The sequence below is a fragment of the Lichenicola cladoniae genome (genome assembly GCF_013201075.1).
GTDB classification, from domain to species: Bacteria; Pseudomonadota; Alphaproteobacteria; order Acetobacterales; family Acetobacteraceae; genus Lichenicola; species Lichenicola cladoniae.
The window spans coordinates 3820943-3836767 of sequence record NZ_CP053708.1 but is presented as its reverse complement, the minus strand read 5'-3'; the positions used below and the strand labels follow the sequence as shown (position 1 = coordinate 3836767).

The window sequence follows — 15825 nt, the reverse complement described above, 5'->3', positions numbered from 1 at the left end:
ACAAAGCAACGGCTCTCGCGACAAGCGGAGAGACCCGCCGATCGCCTCAGCTGCCGTGCACCGTCTCCCGGGGAAAGCGGAAATCGATGTTGCAGAACTCGCAGGTCATGATGATGTCGCCCTCGAGCTGCATGTCGTCCAGGTCGGGCGCCGGGAAGGTTTCGAGGATGCCCGCGAGTTTCGCACGCGAGCACCGGCAGCCGTAGGCCAGCGCCCGGGGCCGGTCGATCGCCACCCCTTCGGTCAGGAAAAGCCGCTCGAGCAGTTGCTCCGAGCTCAGCGTCTCGTCGAGCAGTTCCTCCTCGCCGAGGGTCGATGCCAGGATGACCGCGGTGTTCCAGGCATCCGCATCGGTGCCGTCATGCGGGATACGCTCGGCGTCCAGCACCGCATTGTCGAGTTCGCGGTTCAGCTCGATGCCGCCGTCCGCCGCGATCCGTTCCAGAACCAGTGCCGCGGCGCGCCAGCCGTTCGACGTCCGGCGACAGGCCAGCCGCACCCAGCACTCGTGCTGTTCGCTGGTTTCGAAATAATGGCCGGCCATCGCGCCCAGCGTCTCGCCCTCGATCGACACGATGCCCTGGTGGCGTTCCATGTCCGGACCCTGGTCGACGCTGAAAGCCAGGTAGCCACTGCCAAGCAGCGCATAGGCGGTCGGTGCCGGATCGGCATCGAGCAGCGCCGACATGCGCTCCTGGTCGACGCGGGCATGGAAGCGCAGGGCGCCGGAATCGGTACAGTCGGCCAGCAGCATGGAAACCGGGCCGTCGCCCTTGGCCTGCAGGCTGAACGAGCCGCGGAACTTGAGGGCGGATGCGAGACCGGCCACCAGCGCCAGTGCCTCGCCGGCGAGCTTGCTGACCGGCGGCGGGTTGTCGTGCCGGCGGATCAGGGCGTCGGCGAGGATGCCGAGTTGCACCAGCCGGCCGCGAACCGGGCGGTTCGGCAGGAAGAACGGCGTCAGTCCGCGCGGCACCACGATATCGGGCACGTCCGGGCGGTTCGGATCAAGAAAAGCGGGGGTATCGACCATGAAGCCAAAATAGTGCGGCGCTCCCCGGTCCGCCAGCACTGGCAACCGATGCGGCGCCTCGCGAACTACACCCGCTCGGAAATCGCAGCTTCCAGCGCCTCGAGCTTCAGCTCCAGCGCCGCCAAAGCCTGCCCCCCGACTTTCTCCTGCTCGCGCAGGGCCTTGATCAGGCTCTGCCGGCAGCGATCGTGCGCCGCGTCTATATCCTCGGGGCTGCGGGTCGAGGCCAGGCAGTCGAGATACGCATTGCGCAGCTTGTTGGTGTTGGGCCCCTGTCGCAGCGTCGAGAATATCTCCTCGACGCTTTGTTCCACCCAGCCCGGCGCCGACGGTACGTCCTCGGTGCTGGACGGGCTCTGGGGATCGTCGCTCATGCCTGTCATCGGCTCTGCCTCACCACATCATGGTGGTCGCCGTCCTGTCCGATCGCAGCCCAGTCGGGACCGCCCAGGACCCACGCAAGCAGCGCCTTCTGCGCGTGCATCCGATTTTCGGCCTCGTCGAACACCACGGACCACCGTCCCTCGATCACCTCGTCGGTCACTTCCTCGCCGCGGTGCGCCGGCAGGCAATGCATGAACAATGCGTCCGGCTTTGCCTGCTCCATCAACGCGGCATCGACCCGATAGGCTTCGAGATGCATATGCCGATTCTCGGTCGGATCGTCGGACATGCTCGTCCACGTGTCCGTAACGACACAGTCCGCGCCCCTGACGGCAGACTGTACGTCGTGCACCAGCTCGATCCGGCCCGACCCCGGATTTCGCGCCGTCTCACGCTCCGCCCAGGCCAGCACCTCCGAATTCGGCGCCATTTCCGGTGGCGTCGCCAGCCGCAGGGTGAAGCCGAACCGGATCGCCGCCTCGATCCAGCTGGTGGCGACGTTGTTGCCGTCGCCACACCAGGCCACGACCCGGCCGGCGATCGGTCCGCGATGTTCCTCGAAGGTCAGGATGTCGGCTAGCAGCTGCGCTGGATGCGAGGTGCTGGTCAGTCCGTTGATCACCGGAATACTCGCATGAGCCACCAGCTCGCGCAGCGTGGCGGCACCGTCCGTACGCACGACCAGCACGTCGAGGAAGCGCGACAGCACGCGGGCCGTATCGGCGATGCTTTCCCCGCGCCCAAGCTGCATGTCGCGCGGGCTCAGCACCACCACGTCGCCGCCGAGCTGGCGCATGGCGACCTCGAACGACACGCGGGTGCGGGTCGACGGCTTTTCCAGCATCAGTCCGAGCGTCAGCCCGGCCAGCGGCCTGCGTGGATCCGCCAGGCGCTTGCCGCGCCTGGACAGCTTCATCGCCTTGGCGACGTCGATGATCTCGCGCAACACCTCGGCGGGAATGTCGCGCAGGTCGAGGAAGTGGCGAAGCGCCCCGGTATCCGGCGCACCCGCCGGCGCCGCGATCTCGTGCCTCGCCAGATCGTCCAGCACAGCACTCATTGCGCAGCGACCGCGTGCAGTAGCGGCGCCGCCAGGACGATGCGATCGGCTGCACGCGCCAGTCGCTCCACCGCTTCCAGGCACTCGGCGTCGTTGACGATCAGCGGCGGAATCACCCGCAGCACGTCATCCGCGGCGACCACCACCAGCAGTTCCTCCTGCAGCGCCGCCGCCTGCAGCTGCGACACCGGGAACCGGCATTTCAGGCCGAGCATCAGCCCGCCGGTGCTCTCGTGGCCGCGCACGCCCTCGAACAGGTCCGGCCGTGCCGTCACCAGACGCTCGAGCGCCGCATGCAGCGTGCGGCCGCGTGCCTCGACCTGGGCCAGGAATCCCGGTGCCAACATAACGTCCAGCACCGCGTTGCCGGCGGCGCAGGCGAGCGGGTTGCCGCCGAACGTGGTGCCATGCGAACCGGGCGTGAGGTGCTTGGCCACCGCCTCGGTCGCCAGGATCGCGCCGAGCGGAAAGCCGCCGCCGATACCCTTGGCGGTCGAGACCACATCCGGGCTGATCCCGGCCCATTCGTGCGCGAACAGCCGCCCGGTCCGGCCCATGCCGCACTGGACCTCGTCCAGCCCGAGCAGCAGGCCGAACTCGTCGCAGGCTGCGCGCAGGTCGCGCATGAAGCGGACGTCGGCGGAATTCACCCCGCTCTCGCCCTGGATCGGCTCGATCATGATGCCGGCGGTGGTCGGGCCGATCGCGTTGCGCAACGCGTTCATGTTGCCGAACGGCACGTGGTCGAAGCCGGGTGCCGGCTCGCCGAATCCGGACAGGTATTTGGCATTGCCGGTGGCGGACAGCATCGCCAGCGTGCGTCCGTGGAACGCGCCGTCGAAGCAGATGATGCCGGTGCGTTCCGGATGGCCGGTGGCGGCCTGCGCCCGGCGCATCATCTTCACCATGCCCTCGTTCGCCTCCGCGCCCGAGTTGCAGAAGAACACGCTGTCGGCGAACGACGCCGCGACCAGCCGCGCCGCCAGCCGCTCCGCCTGCGGCACGCGATACAGGTTCGAGACATGCATCACCTTGCCCGCCTGTTCCGCGATCGCGGCAACCAGGTGCGGATAGTTATGGCCGAGCGAGGAGGTGGCGATCCCGGCGCCGAAATCGAGGAATCGTCGTTGATCCGACGTGTACAGCCAGACGCCGTCGCCACGCTCGAAAGCGAGGTCGGCACGGTTGTAGGTGGGCATCAGCGAAGGGATCATCGTCAGGCTTTCTCGGCCTTTTGGGGCATTGCAGCGGGGGGTTGAGGAGGGTTGAACGCCGGAGAATGCGGCGCCGTTCAAAACCAAGTCAAACCGGCGCAACGCGACGTGCAAGCCACAGGCCAAGCTTTGCGCCGAGCATGGCCAGTGCCAGCAGCAGCGCACACCAGCCGACCGGTGCGTGCGGCGGCGCATAAGAGAACTCGATCCCGGAATGACCCGCCGGCAAAGCTGCCGACTGGAACAGCTCGCCGTCGCGGCGCACCGGCTGCCAGGCGCCCCCGGTCCGGAATTCCCAGCCCGGCAGGAACAGCTCGCGGCGGACCAGCATCGCCGGCGCCGTGCAATCGGCCACCATGCGGGTCCGGCTGTCGATCCGCAGCCGGCATGGTCCGCGAACCTCCGCATACGGCGCCGGATCGGGCAGGGCGTAGATGTCCGCGGCCTCGCCCTGGTGCACGAGCGTCAGCATCGGCAGGAACCCGTCCTGCAGCGTGAGGCGCGGGAGGGGCGGGGCGGCGTCTCCCCGCTGCCACAGCCAGATCGCGACGCGGGCGCCATCGGGATGGGTGAGGGTCAGGCGGAACGGCTGGTCCGGCCGGAGCGTCACCGTCCGGTCGAGCCGGACCAGCATCGCGCCATTATCGACGGCGGCCCCCAGGTCGGCCGAGCCATGCGCGCACTCGGTGCCGTTGCAAAGCGTCGCCAGCAGCAGGCCGCTCGACCGGCTCCGGAAGGTGCCGAGCATGACCGACACGCGCCCCACCTGCATCGCCGATCGCGGCCCGTGCGGATACATGGCGGTCAGCACGTCGCTGCCGGAGAGCCCGGTGAAGCCGGCATCGGTGCGACCGTCTTCCGGCACCGCCGGAACCGCCAGCCAGTCACGTCCGTGATCCTGCAGCAGGTAGCGCACGCCGAGGGCCGACAACGCGCCGATCCGCGGCGCGAGCGCCGCGGCCCGTCGCCGGATCCCGGCAGGGTTGCCGCCATCGGCGCCATAGAACTGCACCGGGTCGCTGTCCGGGTCGATCGCGCGATGCAGGTAGTCGGACCAGTGCCGCGGCACCGGGATCAGGTTATGGTTGATCGAGGCCAGGCCCCAGTAGGCGCCGTAGTTGGGAACCAGTGCGCTGCCGAGGGTCGTGAAGCGCTGCAGCCCGAGATTGGCGCGCAGGAAGGCGATGGTGCCGGTATCCAGGCGCCCGCCGGTCCGGCCCGAGGCCAGCGGCACGGCGAACAGGATCAGCGCCTCGATCACCCCGACCAGGACCACGCCGCCCAGCCGCTTGCGCGTCGCGGGTCGGGAAAGCAGCGCCGCGAGCACTCCGGCGACCAGGACCAGTAAGCCAACGGAGAGCAGCCAGGCGGGGCGCGGCAGGGTCCGGCTGACCGGCCATGCCAGGATCAGGCACAGCACCACGACGACGCAGAAGCCGGTGAGCCCGATGGCGATCCGCGTCCGGCTGGAGATGCGGCCTCGGCACCAGTCATCGAGCGTGAAGCAGCCCAGCAGGATGACCGCCAGTTCGACCGACGCGGTCGCGTACCGTGACACCACCGCATGCGCCATCATCGGGATCGCGTCGGCGAGGGCCGCGAACGGTTGCAACTCTGCGGTCTTGCCCACCACCAGCACGATCCAGCCGAACAGCATCCAGCGCAGGCCAGGCTCGCGACCGCCTCGCGCCGCCAGCCCGAGGCCTGCGAGAAGCACCGGCGCCGCTCCCAGGTAGCCGCCGAGCCCGAACCAGAGGTCGGCGATGCGATCCAGCTGGATCGTCCCATGCAGCCAGGGCATCAGCCACATCGCGAAGCCCGCCGAGGGCAGTGGCGACGCGATCGGCCCGGCATGCGACCCGACGAAGGCATCGGGCAGGAAGTCGATGAAGGCGACCAGTTGCGGTCCTGCCAGCAGCAGCCCGAACACGCTGCCGAGCGTCAGCCGTCCTGCCAGACCGGGCCAGTTCCCGCGCTCCCCGGCCAGTCGCACCAGGCTCCAGGCCAGCGCCAGCAGCCCGTCGAGGAACGCGGTTTCGGGAAATCCCGCCAGCAGCGACCAGCCCAGCCCGAAGCCGAGCGTCACCCATCCGCCCATCCGCCCGGCACGGTCGCGCGCCTGCTCGATGCCGAGCAGGATCAGCGGCAGGAAAGCCATCGGCTGAATCGGCGCGTCGGATGCCCACGCGAAGCTGCCGTTGAACGCGAACAGCAGGGCGCCCATCGCCGCGACCGGCCGGACGAAGCCGAGCCGGCGGCCAAGTCCCCAGCATCCGAGCCCGGCGACGATCTGCAGCGCCACCTTCAGCAGCAGCACGCCGTTGTGGAACCCCAACAGCAGCACCCAGGGCAGGAAGAAGGCAGCCGGCTGGTATTCCCCGGCCAGCGGCACGCCCACCCCGGAATACGGGTTCCACCAGGGCACGATGCCGTGCGCCCAGTCGCGTGCCACCAGCCGTCCGAGTGCCTGCACCGTCACGCCGGCATTGCCGTCGATCCAGCCCGGCTGCCCCGTCAGCAGCACCCCGCCGGGAACATCGACCCCGAGCCCGGAAACCAGCAGCAGCGGGTCCGACGAGATCAGTCCGGCCAGTTCGGCAAGATGCACCAGCACCGGCATCGCCAGCAGCAGCAGGAGCCACGGCAGATCGGGCAATCGGCCGCCGGCCGCTTGCATCAACCTGAAGCCGTTCCGTAAGGAGCGCATGGGAACGGTCATTTCAGGCGGTTTCTTCTCGGTCCCGGGCAGGCCATGATGGCGGCATGCAGGACGTGCCGCCAGACAACGAGGCAGCCGACACGGTGGCCCCCGACCCGAGCAAGCGCAAACGCAGGCGTGGCCAGCGTCTCACCCCGGCCGAGCTCGCCGAACTGCCGCCCGGGCCCGCCCCGGGAGCCGGCACGCTTCGAAACGCGGCCCTGGCCCACCTCGCACGCTATTCCACAACCGAGATAGGCCTGGTGCGCGTACTCGATCGCCGCATCCAGCGCTGGGCCAGCCGGGCCGTCACGTTTGGCGACGCACCGGACCGGGTGGCGGAGCTGGCCGCGGCGGCCCGGGCCGCCGCCCGCCTGGTCGCGACGTCGATGGTGGCGTCGGGGGTGGTGGACGACGCGGCATATGCGGCCGCGCGAGCCCGGTCGCTGACCCGCTCGGGCCGATCGCGCCGGGTTATCGGTGCCCATCTGGCGCAGCGTGGCATCGACCCCGATCTGGCGGCGGCCTCGCTGTCCGACGATGCCGACACCGAGCTCGCAGCTGCACTCACCCAGGCCCGCCGCCGCCGGATCGGGCCGTTCGGTGATCCCGACGTGCAATCGGCTGACGAGGCGGGCGACGATCCGCTCGCCGAGGCGCGCGTCCGGAACCGGGCCCTGGGCGCCCTGGCCCGCGCCGGCTTCAGTCGTGACGTCGCCGAGCGCGCGCTCTCGACGGACCGCGAGGAGGCGGACCGGTTGATCCTGCACCTCAAGCGCCTCTAGGTCGGGGCAGGGTCTCCCCATTCGCCGCTTGCATGCTTCGCCGGTCGGCGCCATGTCCTCCTATTGCAGGCAACCATCGCCCGCACGATCGTATGGCAGAGGGGTCATCCAGCTGCCTCCGTATCGCAATCAATCAGGCCGGCACGGTCCAGGCCTGGGTCCGACAGAGAGGTCGTCATGGGTAGCTTGAGCATCTGGCACTGGCTGATCGTGCTGGCGGTCGTCCTGCTGCTGTTCGGTGGCAGCAGCAAGATCAGCACGCTGATGGGTGATTTCGCAAAAGGCATCAAGTCGTTCAAGCGCAACATGGGCGAGGACGAATCGATGGAGCATGGCGGCCCGACCTCCGGCAGCATTGCCGCGCCGAACGCGACGGCACCGCACGTGGTGCAGAACCCGGCAGTCGCACCGGTCTACCAGCCCGCCGCCGGCACCGCGCCGGTCGAGCCAGTCCGTCACCAGAACTAGTCCTGGACCCGGTTGGCGCCTGTCGGCCGGATCGATGCGATGAACCAGAGCAAGCCTGCAGCCGGCCACGCGCCGGCTGCGTCAGATGATGCCTGGCTGACGGCAGCCGATGAGATCGTTGCTGCCGGTCGCCGGCTCGACAGGCATGGCTGGGTTCCCGCGACCGCCGGCAACATCAGCCGCCGCCTGCCGGATGGCCGGATCGCGATCACCCGAAGCGGTTGTCACAAGGGCTTCCTGACACCCCAGGATGTAATCGAGGTCGATCTGGACGGGCTCGCGACAATCCCGCGCATCCGCCCTAGTGCCGAGACACGACTGCACACCGATCTCTATCGCCGGATCCTGCCGGAGGGTGCCGTCATCCATGGGCATTCGGTCGCTGCGACCGTGCTGTCGATGCACGAGCCGGATCGGCGGTCCAGCGACGGATCGTGGGATGCGATCGAGTTCTCCGGCTACGAACTGCTCAAGGCATTCGAGGGGCAGGACACCCACCAGGCCTCCCTGCACCTGCCGATCTACGACAACGACCAGGATATCGCGCGGCTGGCGGAGCTGATTTCTCCGGACCTGGGCAAATGCCCGATGGGGTATCTGATCCGTGGCCACGGTGTTTATGTCTGGGGCCGTACCATGGATATGGCGCTGGCACGGCTGGAGGGGCTCGAATTCCTGCTGGCGTGCGTGCTGGAACGCCGGAAGCTGGAATCGAGACCATGAGCCGACTGACCATCTACACCGACGATGCCCCCGACCGTCCGGTCTTGCGTGCCGAGGATCTCGACACCATTGCCCGGGAGCTTGCCACCATCGGCGTGCGGTTCGAGCGCTGGGACAGTCCGGTCACCCTGTCCCCGGACGATGACGCCGACACCATTCTTGCGGCATACCGGCCCTACCTCGACCGGCTGATGGGCGAGAATGGCGCCGGCACCGCCGACGTCATCAAGCTGCGTCCCGAGACGCCGAACCGCGAGGCCCTGCGAACGAAGTTCCTGTCCGAGCACACGCACACCGAGGACGAGGTGCGTTTCTTCGTGCATGGCAAAGGCAACTTCGTGCTGCATGTCGGAAGCCGCATCTACGACGCGCAATGCACTGCCGGCGACCTGATCTCGGTCCCGAACGGAACCATGCACTGGTTCGACGCGGGTGATCCGCCGTTCGTGACGGCGTTGCGGGTCTTTACCGACACGACGGGCTGGGTCGCGCACTATACCGGCGATAGCGTGGCCGAGCGGTTTCCGGTCAGCTGATGCCGGTGCCGTCCGTCGTGCTGGTCGATATCGAAGGGACCACCACCCCGATCGCGTTCGTCCATCGCGTTCTGTTCCCGCATGCGAGGATGGAGCTGCCGGCGCTGGTGACACGTCGTTCCGAGGAACTGCAGGTCGCCCAGGCGCTGGCCGAGATCGACGTGCTGGCTCCCGGCCGCGATCCGCTGGCGCAGCTGTTCGCCTGGATGGACGAGGATGCCAAGATCACCCCGCTCAAGACGCTGCAGGGAATCACCTGGCGCGACGGCTACGAGGCCGGTGTCCTGACCGGCGAACTCTATCCGGACGTGGCGCCCGCGCTGCGCCGTTGGCGTGAGGCCGGGCTGTCCCTGGCGGTCTATTCATCGGGGTCGGAGGAAGCGCAGAAGCTGATCTTCGGCCATAGCCAGGACGGCAACCTGGCCGGGCTGTTCGGCCATTTCTTCGACACCAGGGTCGGCACCAAGCGCGAGGCCGGGAGCTATGCCGGCATCGTCGGGCGGCTTGGGGTTCCACCCGACTGCGTGCTGTTCCTGTCCGATATCGAGGCCGAACTCGATGCCGCCGCCGCCGCCGGCCTTGCTACATGCCAGCTGGTGCGGGCACAGGATGGCACGAAGGCGGGCACGGTTCATCCGGTCGCCATCGACTTCGATGCGGTGTCGCAGCGATTTGGATTGCCGCTGTCACCTTCTCCAGACATACGATCCGGTTCCGAACCGTGACGGCGCTCTACACCGATTGGCGGACGGTACCCGAGCAGGCACGCGGCGCGATCCTGGCGCTCGGCAATTTCGACGGCGTGCATCTCGGGCATGCCCATCTGCTGCGCACGCTGCATGCGGCGCGGCCGAATACGCCACTCGGGGTGCTGACCTTCGAGCCGCATCCGCGCGAGCTGTTCCGTCCGGAAGACCCGCCGTTCCGGCTCAGCCTGTCGGCCGAACGACGTGACGCGCTCGCCGCACTCGGCGTCGCCCGGATATTCGAGATCCCGTTCGACCGCGAGTTCTCGACCCTGACCGCCGAGCAGTTCGTCAACGACGTGCTGCATACGGCTCTCGGCGCCAGGCATCTCGCCTGCGGGGCCGACTTCGCCTACGGCCACCGGCGTGGCGGCGACGTCGCGACATTGGCGATCCATGCCGAGGCGCTCGGCATCGGCCTCACCATCGTTCCGGCACTGACCGACGCCGGTGGCCCGCTCTCGTCGAGCCGCATCCGCCGGGCGTTGCTGGATGGATACCCCGAGCGCGCCACCGAGGAACTGGGACGTCCTTGGGCGGTACGCGGCATCGTGGCGCACGGCGACAAGCGTGGCCGCACGATCGGTTTTCCGACCGCCAACATCAGCCTCGGGCGGCATCTCGAACCGGCACGTGGCGTGTATGCCGTCACCATCCGCCTGCCGGACGGCACGGTCTGTCCGGGCGTCGCCAATATCGGCCGCCGCCCGACCGTCAACAGCACCACCGAGAGCCGGATGGAGGCGCATTTGTTCGACTTCGACGCCGACCTCTATGGCCAGGAGCTGTCGGTCTCGCTGCACACGCTGCTGCGCGCCGAACGCAAGTTCGACGGCCTCGACGCCCTCAAAGCGCAGATCGGCCTGGATGCCACGTGGGCGCGGGACTATCTGCGGGCGCTGCCGGCCTCGTAAAGTCTGCGGCCTCGCGTTTCTATCGCAGCCGCATCATGTCGCCTTCAGGGTGCTCGCAGCTCCTGCTCTCAGCCAAGCAGCCAGCGCAGGGACCGGCGCAGCGCATTGGTCGCATCCCGCTCGAACCACAAGCCATGCGCGAAGATCACCCGCTCGGGCTTCAGCTCGAGCAGCCGCGATGCCGCCTTCGTGGCGGACGCCCTGTCCCGCTTGATCGCCGCGCGCAGGTAGGGCGGCGGCATGCCGTCGGGGGCGGTCACACCGAACAGCCGGGCCAGCGGACGGATCGGCGCAGGAAGCTTCGATGCCTCCAGGTTCAGCACCAGGTCGGTCAGCACCAGCGTACGCGATGCCTGGTGGAACAGGGCGATCTCGCTGAACCCCAAGCCGCCGACAACCTCCACTAGCGTGATGCCGATCCAGGCCGTCGGCGGGAAGCTGCTCAGGTCGTGATCGAGCCGGACGCCGCTCTTCTTCACCTGCGAGCGCTCGCGCAGGCCGGGCGCGGACCAAGTCGTCACGTCCGGACAGGCGCGCTGCCACGCCTCGAGAAACGTCCAGTGCGCAACGTTGGGCGCCATCAGGTGCCGGATACGACCGATCTTCTCGAGTTCGGTTTTGAGTGCGTCACTGAATTGCGTCGGCGAGTGCAGCAGCAGGTCGCCGTTGCCGAGGCGGATCACCGTCATGCGCACCGGAAGTGCCGTGCCCATCGGGCCCGGCAGCAGGCTGTCGACGATGAACACATCGTCGGCAACCGGTTTCGGGATGTCGATCGGCGGATAGCCGACCTTGCCGGCAGGCGGCACGGTCAGGCCCAGCACACGCGCGACCGGCCCGGAACCCTGTCCCGGACCACTGACCGGGGTGGCGCTGCTGGCTGCGACCACCGCCAGTTCCGACAGGCCGGCGGCGATCAGCAAGGCGCGGGCTTGCCAGGGCTGGCGGTGCATCAGCAACCCGGCGCCGGCCACCGCCGCTCCGCCGAGTGCGTCGAGCGCCAGATGCTGGCGCATGCTGAGGACCGGACGGAGCCCGGCCTCGTAATTGGTGAGGGTCGCATAGGTGGAGTGGAACGTGGCCGCCGTCGCCAGCACGCCCCGTATTGGCGCTGGCAGGGCGCGGGACGTCGCCAGCCCGCCCAGGAGGCAGGCCACGCCGTAGTCGATCGCTCCATGCATGCGGGTCGGGATCATTGTCTGGCGCCTCGACAGGGGTGGCACACGCAACGACCGCGGCATCCGATAGATGCGCGGGCCGAGCGCTTCGGGCCGGATCAATTGTCGATGACGGTTCTTCGAGATGCCGGGCGGCAAGGGCGCGACGCCTGGCGGCAGCGGTACAATGACTGGTCGCTGACTTCCTTGCGCCAACGAGCCGGGCTCCGGAGTCACGGACGTACTCTGCCGGCTGGCAGGCATTGCAGCGTGGTCCGTCTCGCAGGGCAACGACATCCTGCCCTTGAGTAACCGCGCCGCGGCTGGGGTGCGTGGTGAGTCCCTTCAGTTCCGGAACCATCTGATCTAGAGCGTTCCGCTGCTGGCCGACCAGGACGATCGGCATGTCCGCACTGTCGCAGTCGATGCGGGCGAAGGCTGTTCGCATGAAGTTCCAGTGCCGTCGCCTGCAAGGCTGCATCCCGGGCCCGACGCTTGGCCGGACCTTTGCACCGCTTGACCCGCCAAGGCCCGGCCCCGCAAAAGCGTGGCGAAGCCGGGAACGGCATGTAAAGAACGGCGGCATGACCGAGACCGACTATCGCGACACCGTATTCCTGCCCCGTACGGGCTTTCCCATGCGTGGCGACCTGCCGAAGCGCGAGCCGGCGACGCTGGCGCACTGGGAGGCGATCGGCCTGGACGACGCCCTGCGCGCCGCCGGGGAGGGCCGTCCGTACTTCACGCTGCATGATGGCCCGCCCTACGCGAACGGCCCGCTGCATATCGGTCACGCGCTCAACAAGATCTTGAAGGACGTCATCAACCGCGCCCACCGCATGAGCGGCTACGCGGTGCACTACGTCCCCGGCTGGGATTGCCACGGCCTGCCGATCGAGTGGCAGATCGAGGAGAAGTACCGCAAGGCCGGCAAGGACAAGGACCAGGTGCCGGTGCTGCAGTTTCGCGCGGAGTGCCGCGCGCATGCGCAGACCTGGCTGGATTTCCAGGCAACCGAGTTCCGCCGCCTCGGCGTGCAGGGCGACTGGGCCGGCCGCTACGCCACCATGGACTTCAAGTCCGAGGCGATCATCGCCGGCGAGATCGGCAAGTTCCTGGCCAACGGCTCGTTGTATCGCGGCCTGCGTCCGGTCATGTGGAGCCCGGTCGAGAAGACCGCCCTGGCCGAGGCAGAGATCGAATATCACGACCTGACCAGCACCACGATCTGGGTGGCGTTCCCGTTCGTCCGCGATCCGACGCCGGCCTGTGCGCTCGAAGGCGTGTCGGCGGTGATCTGGACCACGACCCCCTGGACCATCCCCGGCAACCGGGCGATCGCCTACGGGCCGGAGATCACCTACGTGGTGCTTTGCGTCGATGAGGTCGGCGCGTCCCCGTCCGAGACCGCCGAGGGCCTGCAGCCCGGCGCCCGCGTGCTGATCGCCGAGGCGCTGATCGAGCCGTTCGTGAAGGTCGCCGGCATCCTGCAGCACCACGTGCTCTACACACTCCCCGGAAGCGCCCTGGAGGGTGCGGTCTGCGCGCATCCGTGGCGCGGCGTGGCGGCCTATGACGGCGGCTACGACTACGACGTGCCGATGCTGCCCGGCGATTTCGTCACCACCGATGCCGGCACCGGCCTGGTGCACATGTCGCCGGCGCATGGCGAGGACGATTTCACGCTCTGCGTCGCCTACGGCATTGCGGTCCCCGAGACCGTCGAGGGCGATGGTCGGTATGCGCCCTGGGTGCAGGGCTTCGCCGGCGTGCACGTGTTCAAGGCGGCCGACCCTGTGTGTGCCGCCCTGACCGATGCGATGGCGGTGTCGCAGTCCGAGGACAGCGATCCCGACCGCGGCCCGGCAGGCCTCGTCGCGCGCGGCCAGATCGTCCATTCCTACCCGCATAGCTGGCGCTCGCGCGCGCCGGTGATTTTTCGCGCCACGCCGCAATGGTTCATCCGCATGGATGGCGGGCCCGGCGACGATGCCGACGAAGGCATCCGGGCGCAGGCGCTGGCGGCGCTGCAGGATGTCACCTTCGTGCCGGCGCAGGCCCGCAACCGGCTGACCGCTATGGTCGCGGGACGTCCGGACTGGTGCATCAGCCGGCAGCGCGCCTGGGGCGTGCCGATCGCGGTGTTCGTCGACCGGCGTACCGGCGAGGTGCTGCGCGACCCGGCGGTGATGCAGCGCGTGGTCGAGGCGTTCAGGCTGGAGGGCGCCGATGCCTGGTATGCCTCGCCGCCCGCGCGCTTCCTCGGCAACGACCGCGATCCGGCCGAGTACGATCAGGTGTTCGACATCGTCGATGTCTGGTTCGAGAGCGGCTCGACGCATGCGTTCGTGCTGGGGCAGGGCGACCTGCCGTTCCCGGCCGACCTCTATCTCGAAGGTTCCGACCAGCATCGCGGCTGGTTCCAGTCCAGCCTGCTTGAGAGCGTCGGCACACGTGGCATGGCGCCGTTCCGCGCCCTGGTGACCAACGGCTTCGTGCTCGACGAGCAGGGCCGCAAGATGAGCAAGTCGCTCGGCAACGTCACCGCGCCGCAGGATGTCAACAACACGCTCGGCGCCGACATCCTCCGGCTGTGGGTGATGAACTCCGACACCAACGAGGATCTCCGCATCGGCAAGGAGATCCTGAAGCAGCAGGGCGAGCTGTATCGCCGGCTGCGCAACACGCTGCGCTGGCTGCTCGGCGCGCTCGACGGCTTCGACGAGGCCGAACGGGTTCCGCATGACCAGATGCCCGAGCTCGAGCGCTGGGTGCTGCACCGCCTGGCCGAACTGGGCCGCATGATCGCCCGCGCGGTCGAGACGCACGAATGGGTGGGCGTGTATCCGGCGCTGCACACCTTCTGCGCCGCAGACCTGTCGGCCTTCTATTTCGACGTCCGCAAGGACGCGATCTATTGCGATGCGACCTCCAGCCTGGAGCGTCGGGCCGCCCGGACCGTGCTGGACCATCTGCACCGCAGCCTGACCATCTGGCTCGCGCCGGTGCTGGTGTTCACCGCCGAGGAAGCCTGGACCGAGCGCTTCGGTGCAGGCGACGAGGGTCGGGGCAGCGTGCACCTGCAGTCGTTCCCGACGCTGCCGGCGGACTGGCATGACCCGGAACTCGGCGAACGCTGGGTCCGGCTGCGCGCGGTCCGGCGGCTGATCACCACCGCGATCGAGACCGCACGCCGGGATGGCGTGGTCGGGTCGTCGCTGCAGGCCGCGCTGACCCTGCCGCTGTCCGAGACCGAGGCCGCGGAGTTCGCGGGGATCGACTGGGAAGAACTGGCGATCGTCTCGAAGGCCGGGATCGAGGTCGACCCGTCCGCGGTCTCGCTGTTCGCGAGCGAGCGTCAGGGCGAGCAGTCAGCCCACGGAACCGCCCATCGGGGTCCGCGGGTCCAGGCGGCGTCCGGCCAGAAATGCGCCCGCTGCTGGAAGGTGCTCGCCGAGGTCGGCCAGGTTGCCGCCCACCCGGCCCTCTGCCTGCGTTGCGCCGCGGTCGTCGCATGAGCGGCATCAAGGCATCGGCTCTCGCCGACCGCGCGCGCGCCGGGAACGGGCGCTACCTGCCGCTCGGGCTGATCCTCGGGCTGGTGGTATTGGTGGCGGACCAGGCCAGCAAATGGTGGATCCTGGACCGGCTCGACCTGCCCGTGCGCGGTCGCGTCACGGTGCTGCCGGTGCTCGACTTCGTCATGGTCTGGAACCACGCGGTGACCTTCGGCCTGTTCGGCGGAGTGGGTGCCGCCGGACGCTTTCTGTTCAGCGCCGTGGCGCTCGCCGTGGTGGTGATGCTGCTGTTCTGGATGCGACGCACCCCGAAACCGTGGGTCGCCGCGGCGCTCGGCGCCATCGCCGGCGGCGCCATCGGCAACGTAATCGACCGGCTGCGCTTCGGCGCGGTGGTCGATTTCATCCATGCCCATCTGGGCTCGCTGTCCTGGAACTACATCTTCAACCTGGCCGACGCGTCGATCGTCTGCGGCGTCGGTGTGCTGCTGATCGACAGCCTGTTCGATCGGCCTCCGAAACAGCAATGAACGCCGGGCCGCCTGCGCTGTTGTGACGACACCCGTCCAGACCAGCACGCCGGAGCACC

14 protein-coding genes are annotated in these 15825 nt (G+C 68.7%); 8 read left to right on the top strand and 6 right to left on the bottom strand.

Annotated elements, in window-relative coordinates; genetic code table 11:
• Positions 1-46: 46 nt before the first annotated feature.
• From hslO to HN018_RS17330, 5 genes are all read right to left on the bottom strand, one after another.
• The gene (gene hslO / locus HN018_RS17350) at positions 47-1033 is read right to left on the bottom strand and encodes an Hsp33 family molecular chaperone HslO (RefSeq protein ID WP_171833484.1); all 987 of its coding nucleotides are present in this window, start codon (positions 1031-1033) and stop codon (positions 47-49) included.
• Between the two features lie 65 nt (positions 1034-1098).
• Complete coding sequence (locus tag HN018_RS17345; protein ID WP_239478783.1) at positions 1099-1407, bottom strand: hypothetical protein; 309 nt, start codon at positions 1405-1407, stop codon at positions 1099-1101.
• A gap of 5 nt (positions 1408-1412) precedes the next feature.
• Complete coding sequence (argF, locus tag HN018_RS17340) at positions 1413-2477, bottom strand: ornithine carbamoyltransferase (protein WP_171832908.1); 1065 nt, start codon at positions 2475-2477, stop codon at positions 1413-1415.
• On the bottom strand, positions 2474-3691 hold the full coding sequence (locus tag HN018_RS17335) for an aspartate aminotransferase family protein (RefSeq protein ID WP_171832909.1): 1218 nt from the start codon (positions 3689-3691) through the stop codon (positions 2474-2476). The genes argF and HN018_RS17335 overlap by 4 nt, the downstream gene beginning before the upstream one ends.
• Positions 3692-3779: 88 nt before the next feature.
• Positions 3780-6398 (bottom strand): hypothetical protein, encoded by a 2619-nt coding sequence (locus tag HN018_RS17330; protein ID WP_172443487.1) that lies wholly within the window; start codon positions 6396-6398, stop codon positions 3780-3782.
• A gap of 65 nt (positions 6399-6463) precedes the next feature.
• Here HN018_RS17330 and HN018_RS17325 point away from each other — a divergent pair, with 65 nt between their 5' ends.
• The 6 genes from HN018_RS17325 (at position 6464) to HN018_RS17300 (ending at position 10561) form a co-directional block, all read left to right on the top strand.
• Complete coding sequence (locus HN018_RS17325; RefSeq protein WP_239478781.1) at positions 6464-7174, top strand: RecX family transcriptional regulator; 711 nt, start codon at positions 6464-6466, stop codon at positions 7172-7174.
• A 177-nt stretch (positions 7175-7351) separates the two neighbouring features.
• Complete coding sequence (locus HN018_RS17320) at positions 7352-7642, top strand: twin-arginine translocase TatA/TatE family subunit (protein WP_171832912.1); 291 nt, start codon at positions 7352-7354, stop codon at positions 7640-7642.
• Positions 7643-7681: 39 nt separating this feature from the next.
• Entirely contained in the window at positions 7682-8365 is a 684-nt protein-coding gene (locus tag HN018_RS17315) for a methylthioribulose 1-phosphate dehydratase (protein WP_171832913.1), read from the top strand.
• Positions 8362-8901 carry a 1,2-dihydroxy-3-keto-5-methylthiopentene dioxygenase gene (locus tag HN018_RS17310; protein WP_171832914.1) on the top strand — a complete coding sequence of 180 codons (540 nt, stop codon included), beginning with the start codon at positions 8362-8364 and terminating at the stop codon, positions 8899-8901. Before HN018_RS17315 ends, HN018_RS17310 begins: the two co-directional genes overlap by 4 nt.
• The gene (gene mtnC / locus HN018_RS17305) at positions 8901-9626 is read left to right on the top strand and encodes an acireductone synthase (protein WP_171832915.1); all 726 of its coding nucleotides are present in this window, start codon (positions 8901-8903) and stop codon (positions 9624-9626) included. Before HN018_RS17310 ends, mtnC begins: the two co-directional genes overlap by 1 nt.
• Positions 9623-10561 carry a bifunctional riboflavin kinase/FAD synthetase gene (locus HN018_RS17300; protein ID WP_171832864.1) on the top strand — a complete coding sequence of 313 codons (939 nt, stop codon included), beginning with the start codon at positions 9623-9625 and terminating at the stop codon, positions 10559-10561. Before mtnC ends, HN018_RS17300 begins: the two co-directional genes overlap by 4 nt.
• Positions 10562-10629: 68 nt before the next feature.
• On the opposite strand, the gene HN018_RS17295 is transcribed toward HN018_RS17300, so the two are convergent.
• Positions 10630-11757, bottom strand: coding sequence for a DUF4336 domain-containing protein (locus HN018_RS17295; protein WP_204259563.1), 1128 nt, complete (start codon positions 11755-11757; stop codon positions 10630-10632).
• 545 nt (positions 11758-12302) lie between these two features.
• Here HN018_RS17295 and ileS point away from each other — a divergent pair.
• A complete protein-coding gene (ileS, locus tag HN018_RS17290; RefSeq protein WP_171833486.1) occupies positions 12303-15236 on the top strand; it encodes an isoleucine--tRNA ligase in 2934 nt (977 codons plus the stop codon).
• Entirely contained in the window at positions 15233-15766 is a 534-nt protein-coding gene (lspA, locus tag HN018_RS17285) for a signal peptidase II (RefSeq protein WP_171832916.1), read from the top strand. The genes ileS and lspA overlap by 4 nt, the downstream gene beginning before the upstream one ends.
• The last annotated feature ends 59 nt before the right edge of the window (positions 15767-15825 follow it).

What these genes read in the sequence shown, in the direction of transcription:
- HN018_RS17330 (WP_172443487.1), bottom strand. Translation starts at nt 6,398, where the DNA reads ATGCGCTCCTTACGGAACGGCTTCAGGTTGATGCAAGCGGCCGGCGGC.
- argF (WP_171832908.1), bottom strand. Translation starts at nt 2,477, where the DNA reads ATGAGTGCTGTGCTGGACGATCTGGCGAGGCACGAGATCGCGGCGCCG.
- HN018_RS17320 (WP_171832912.1), top strand. Translation starts at nt 7,352, where the DNA reads ATGGGTAGCTTGAGCATCTGGCACTGGCTGATCGTGCTGGCGGTCGTC.
- mtnC (WP_171832915.1), top strand. Translation starts at nt 8,901, where the DNA reads ATGCCGGTGCCGTCCGTCGTGCTGGTCGATATCGAAGGGACCACCACC.
- lspA (WP_171832916.1), top strand. Translation starts at nt 15,233, where the DNA reads ATGAGCGGCATCAAGGCATCGGCTCTCGCCGACCGCGCGCGCGCCGGG.
- hslO (WP_171833484.1), bottom strand. Translation starts at nt 1,033, where the DNA reads ATGGTCGATACCCCCGCTTTTCTTGATCCGAACCGCCCGGACGTGCCC.
- HN018_RS17310 (WP_171832914.1), top strand. Translation starts at nt 8,362, where the DNA reads ATGAGCCGACTGACCATCTACACCGACGATGCCCCCGACCGTCCGGTC.
- HN018_RS17315 (WP_171832913.1), top strand. Translation starts at nt 7,682, where the DNA reads ATGAACCAGAGCAAGCCTGCAGCCGGCCACGCGCCGGCTGCGTCAGAT.
- HN018_RS17335 (WP_171832909.1), bottom strand. Translation starts at nt 3,691, where the DNA reads ATGATCCCTTCGCTGATGCCCACCTACAACCGTGCCGACCTCGCTTTC.
- HN018_RS17345 (WP_239478783.1), bottom strand. Translation starts at nt 1,407, where the DNA reads ATGAGCGACGATCCCCAGAGCCCGTCCAGCACCGAGGACGTACCGTCG.
- HN018_RS17295 (WP_204259563.1), bottom strand. Translation starts at nt 11,757, where the DNA reads ATGATCCCGACCCGCATGCATGGAGCGATCGACTACGGCGTGGCCTGC.
- ileS (WP_171833486.1), top strand. Translation starts at nt 12,303, where the DNA reads ATGACCGAGACCGACTATCGCGACACCGTATTCCTGCCCCGTACGGGC.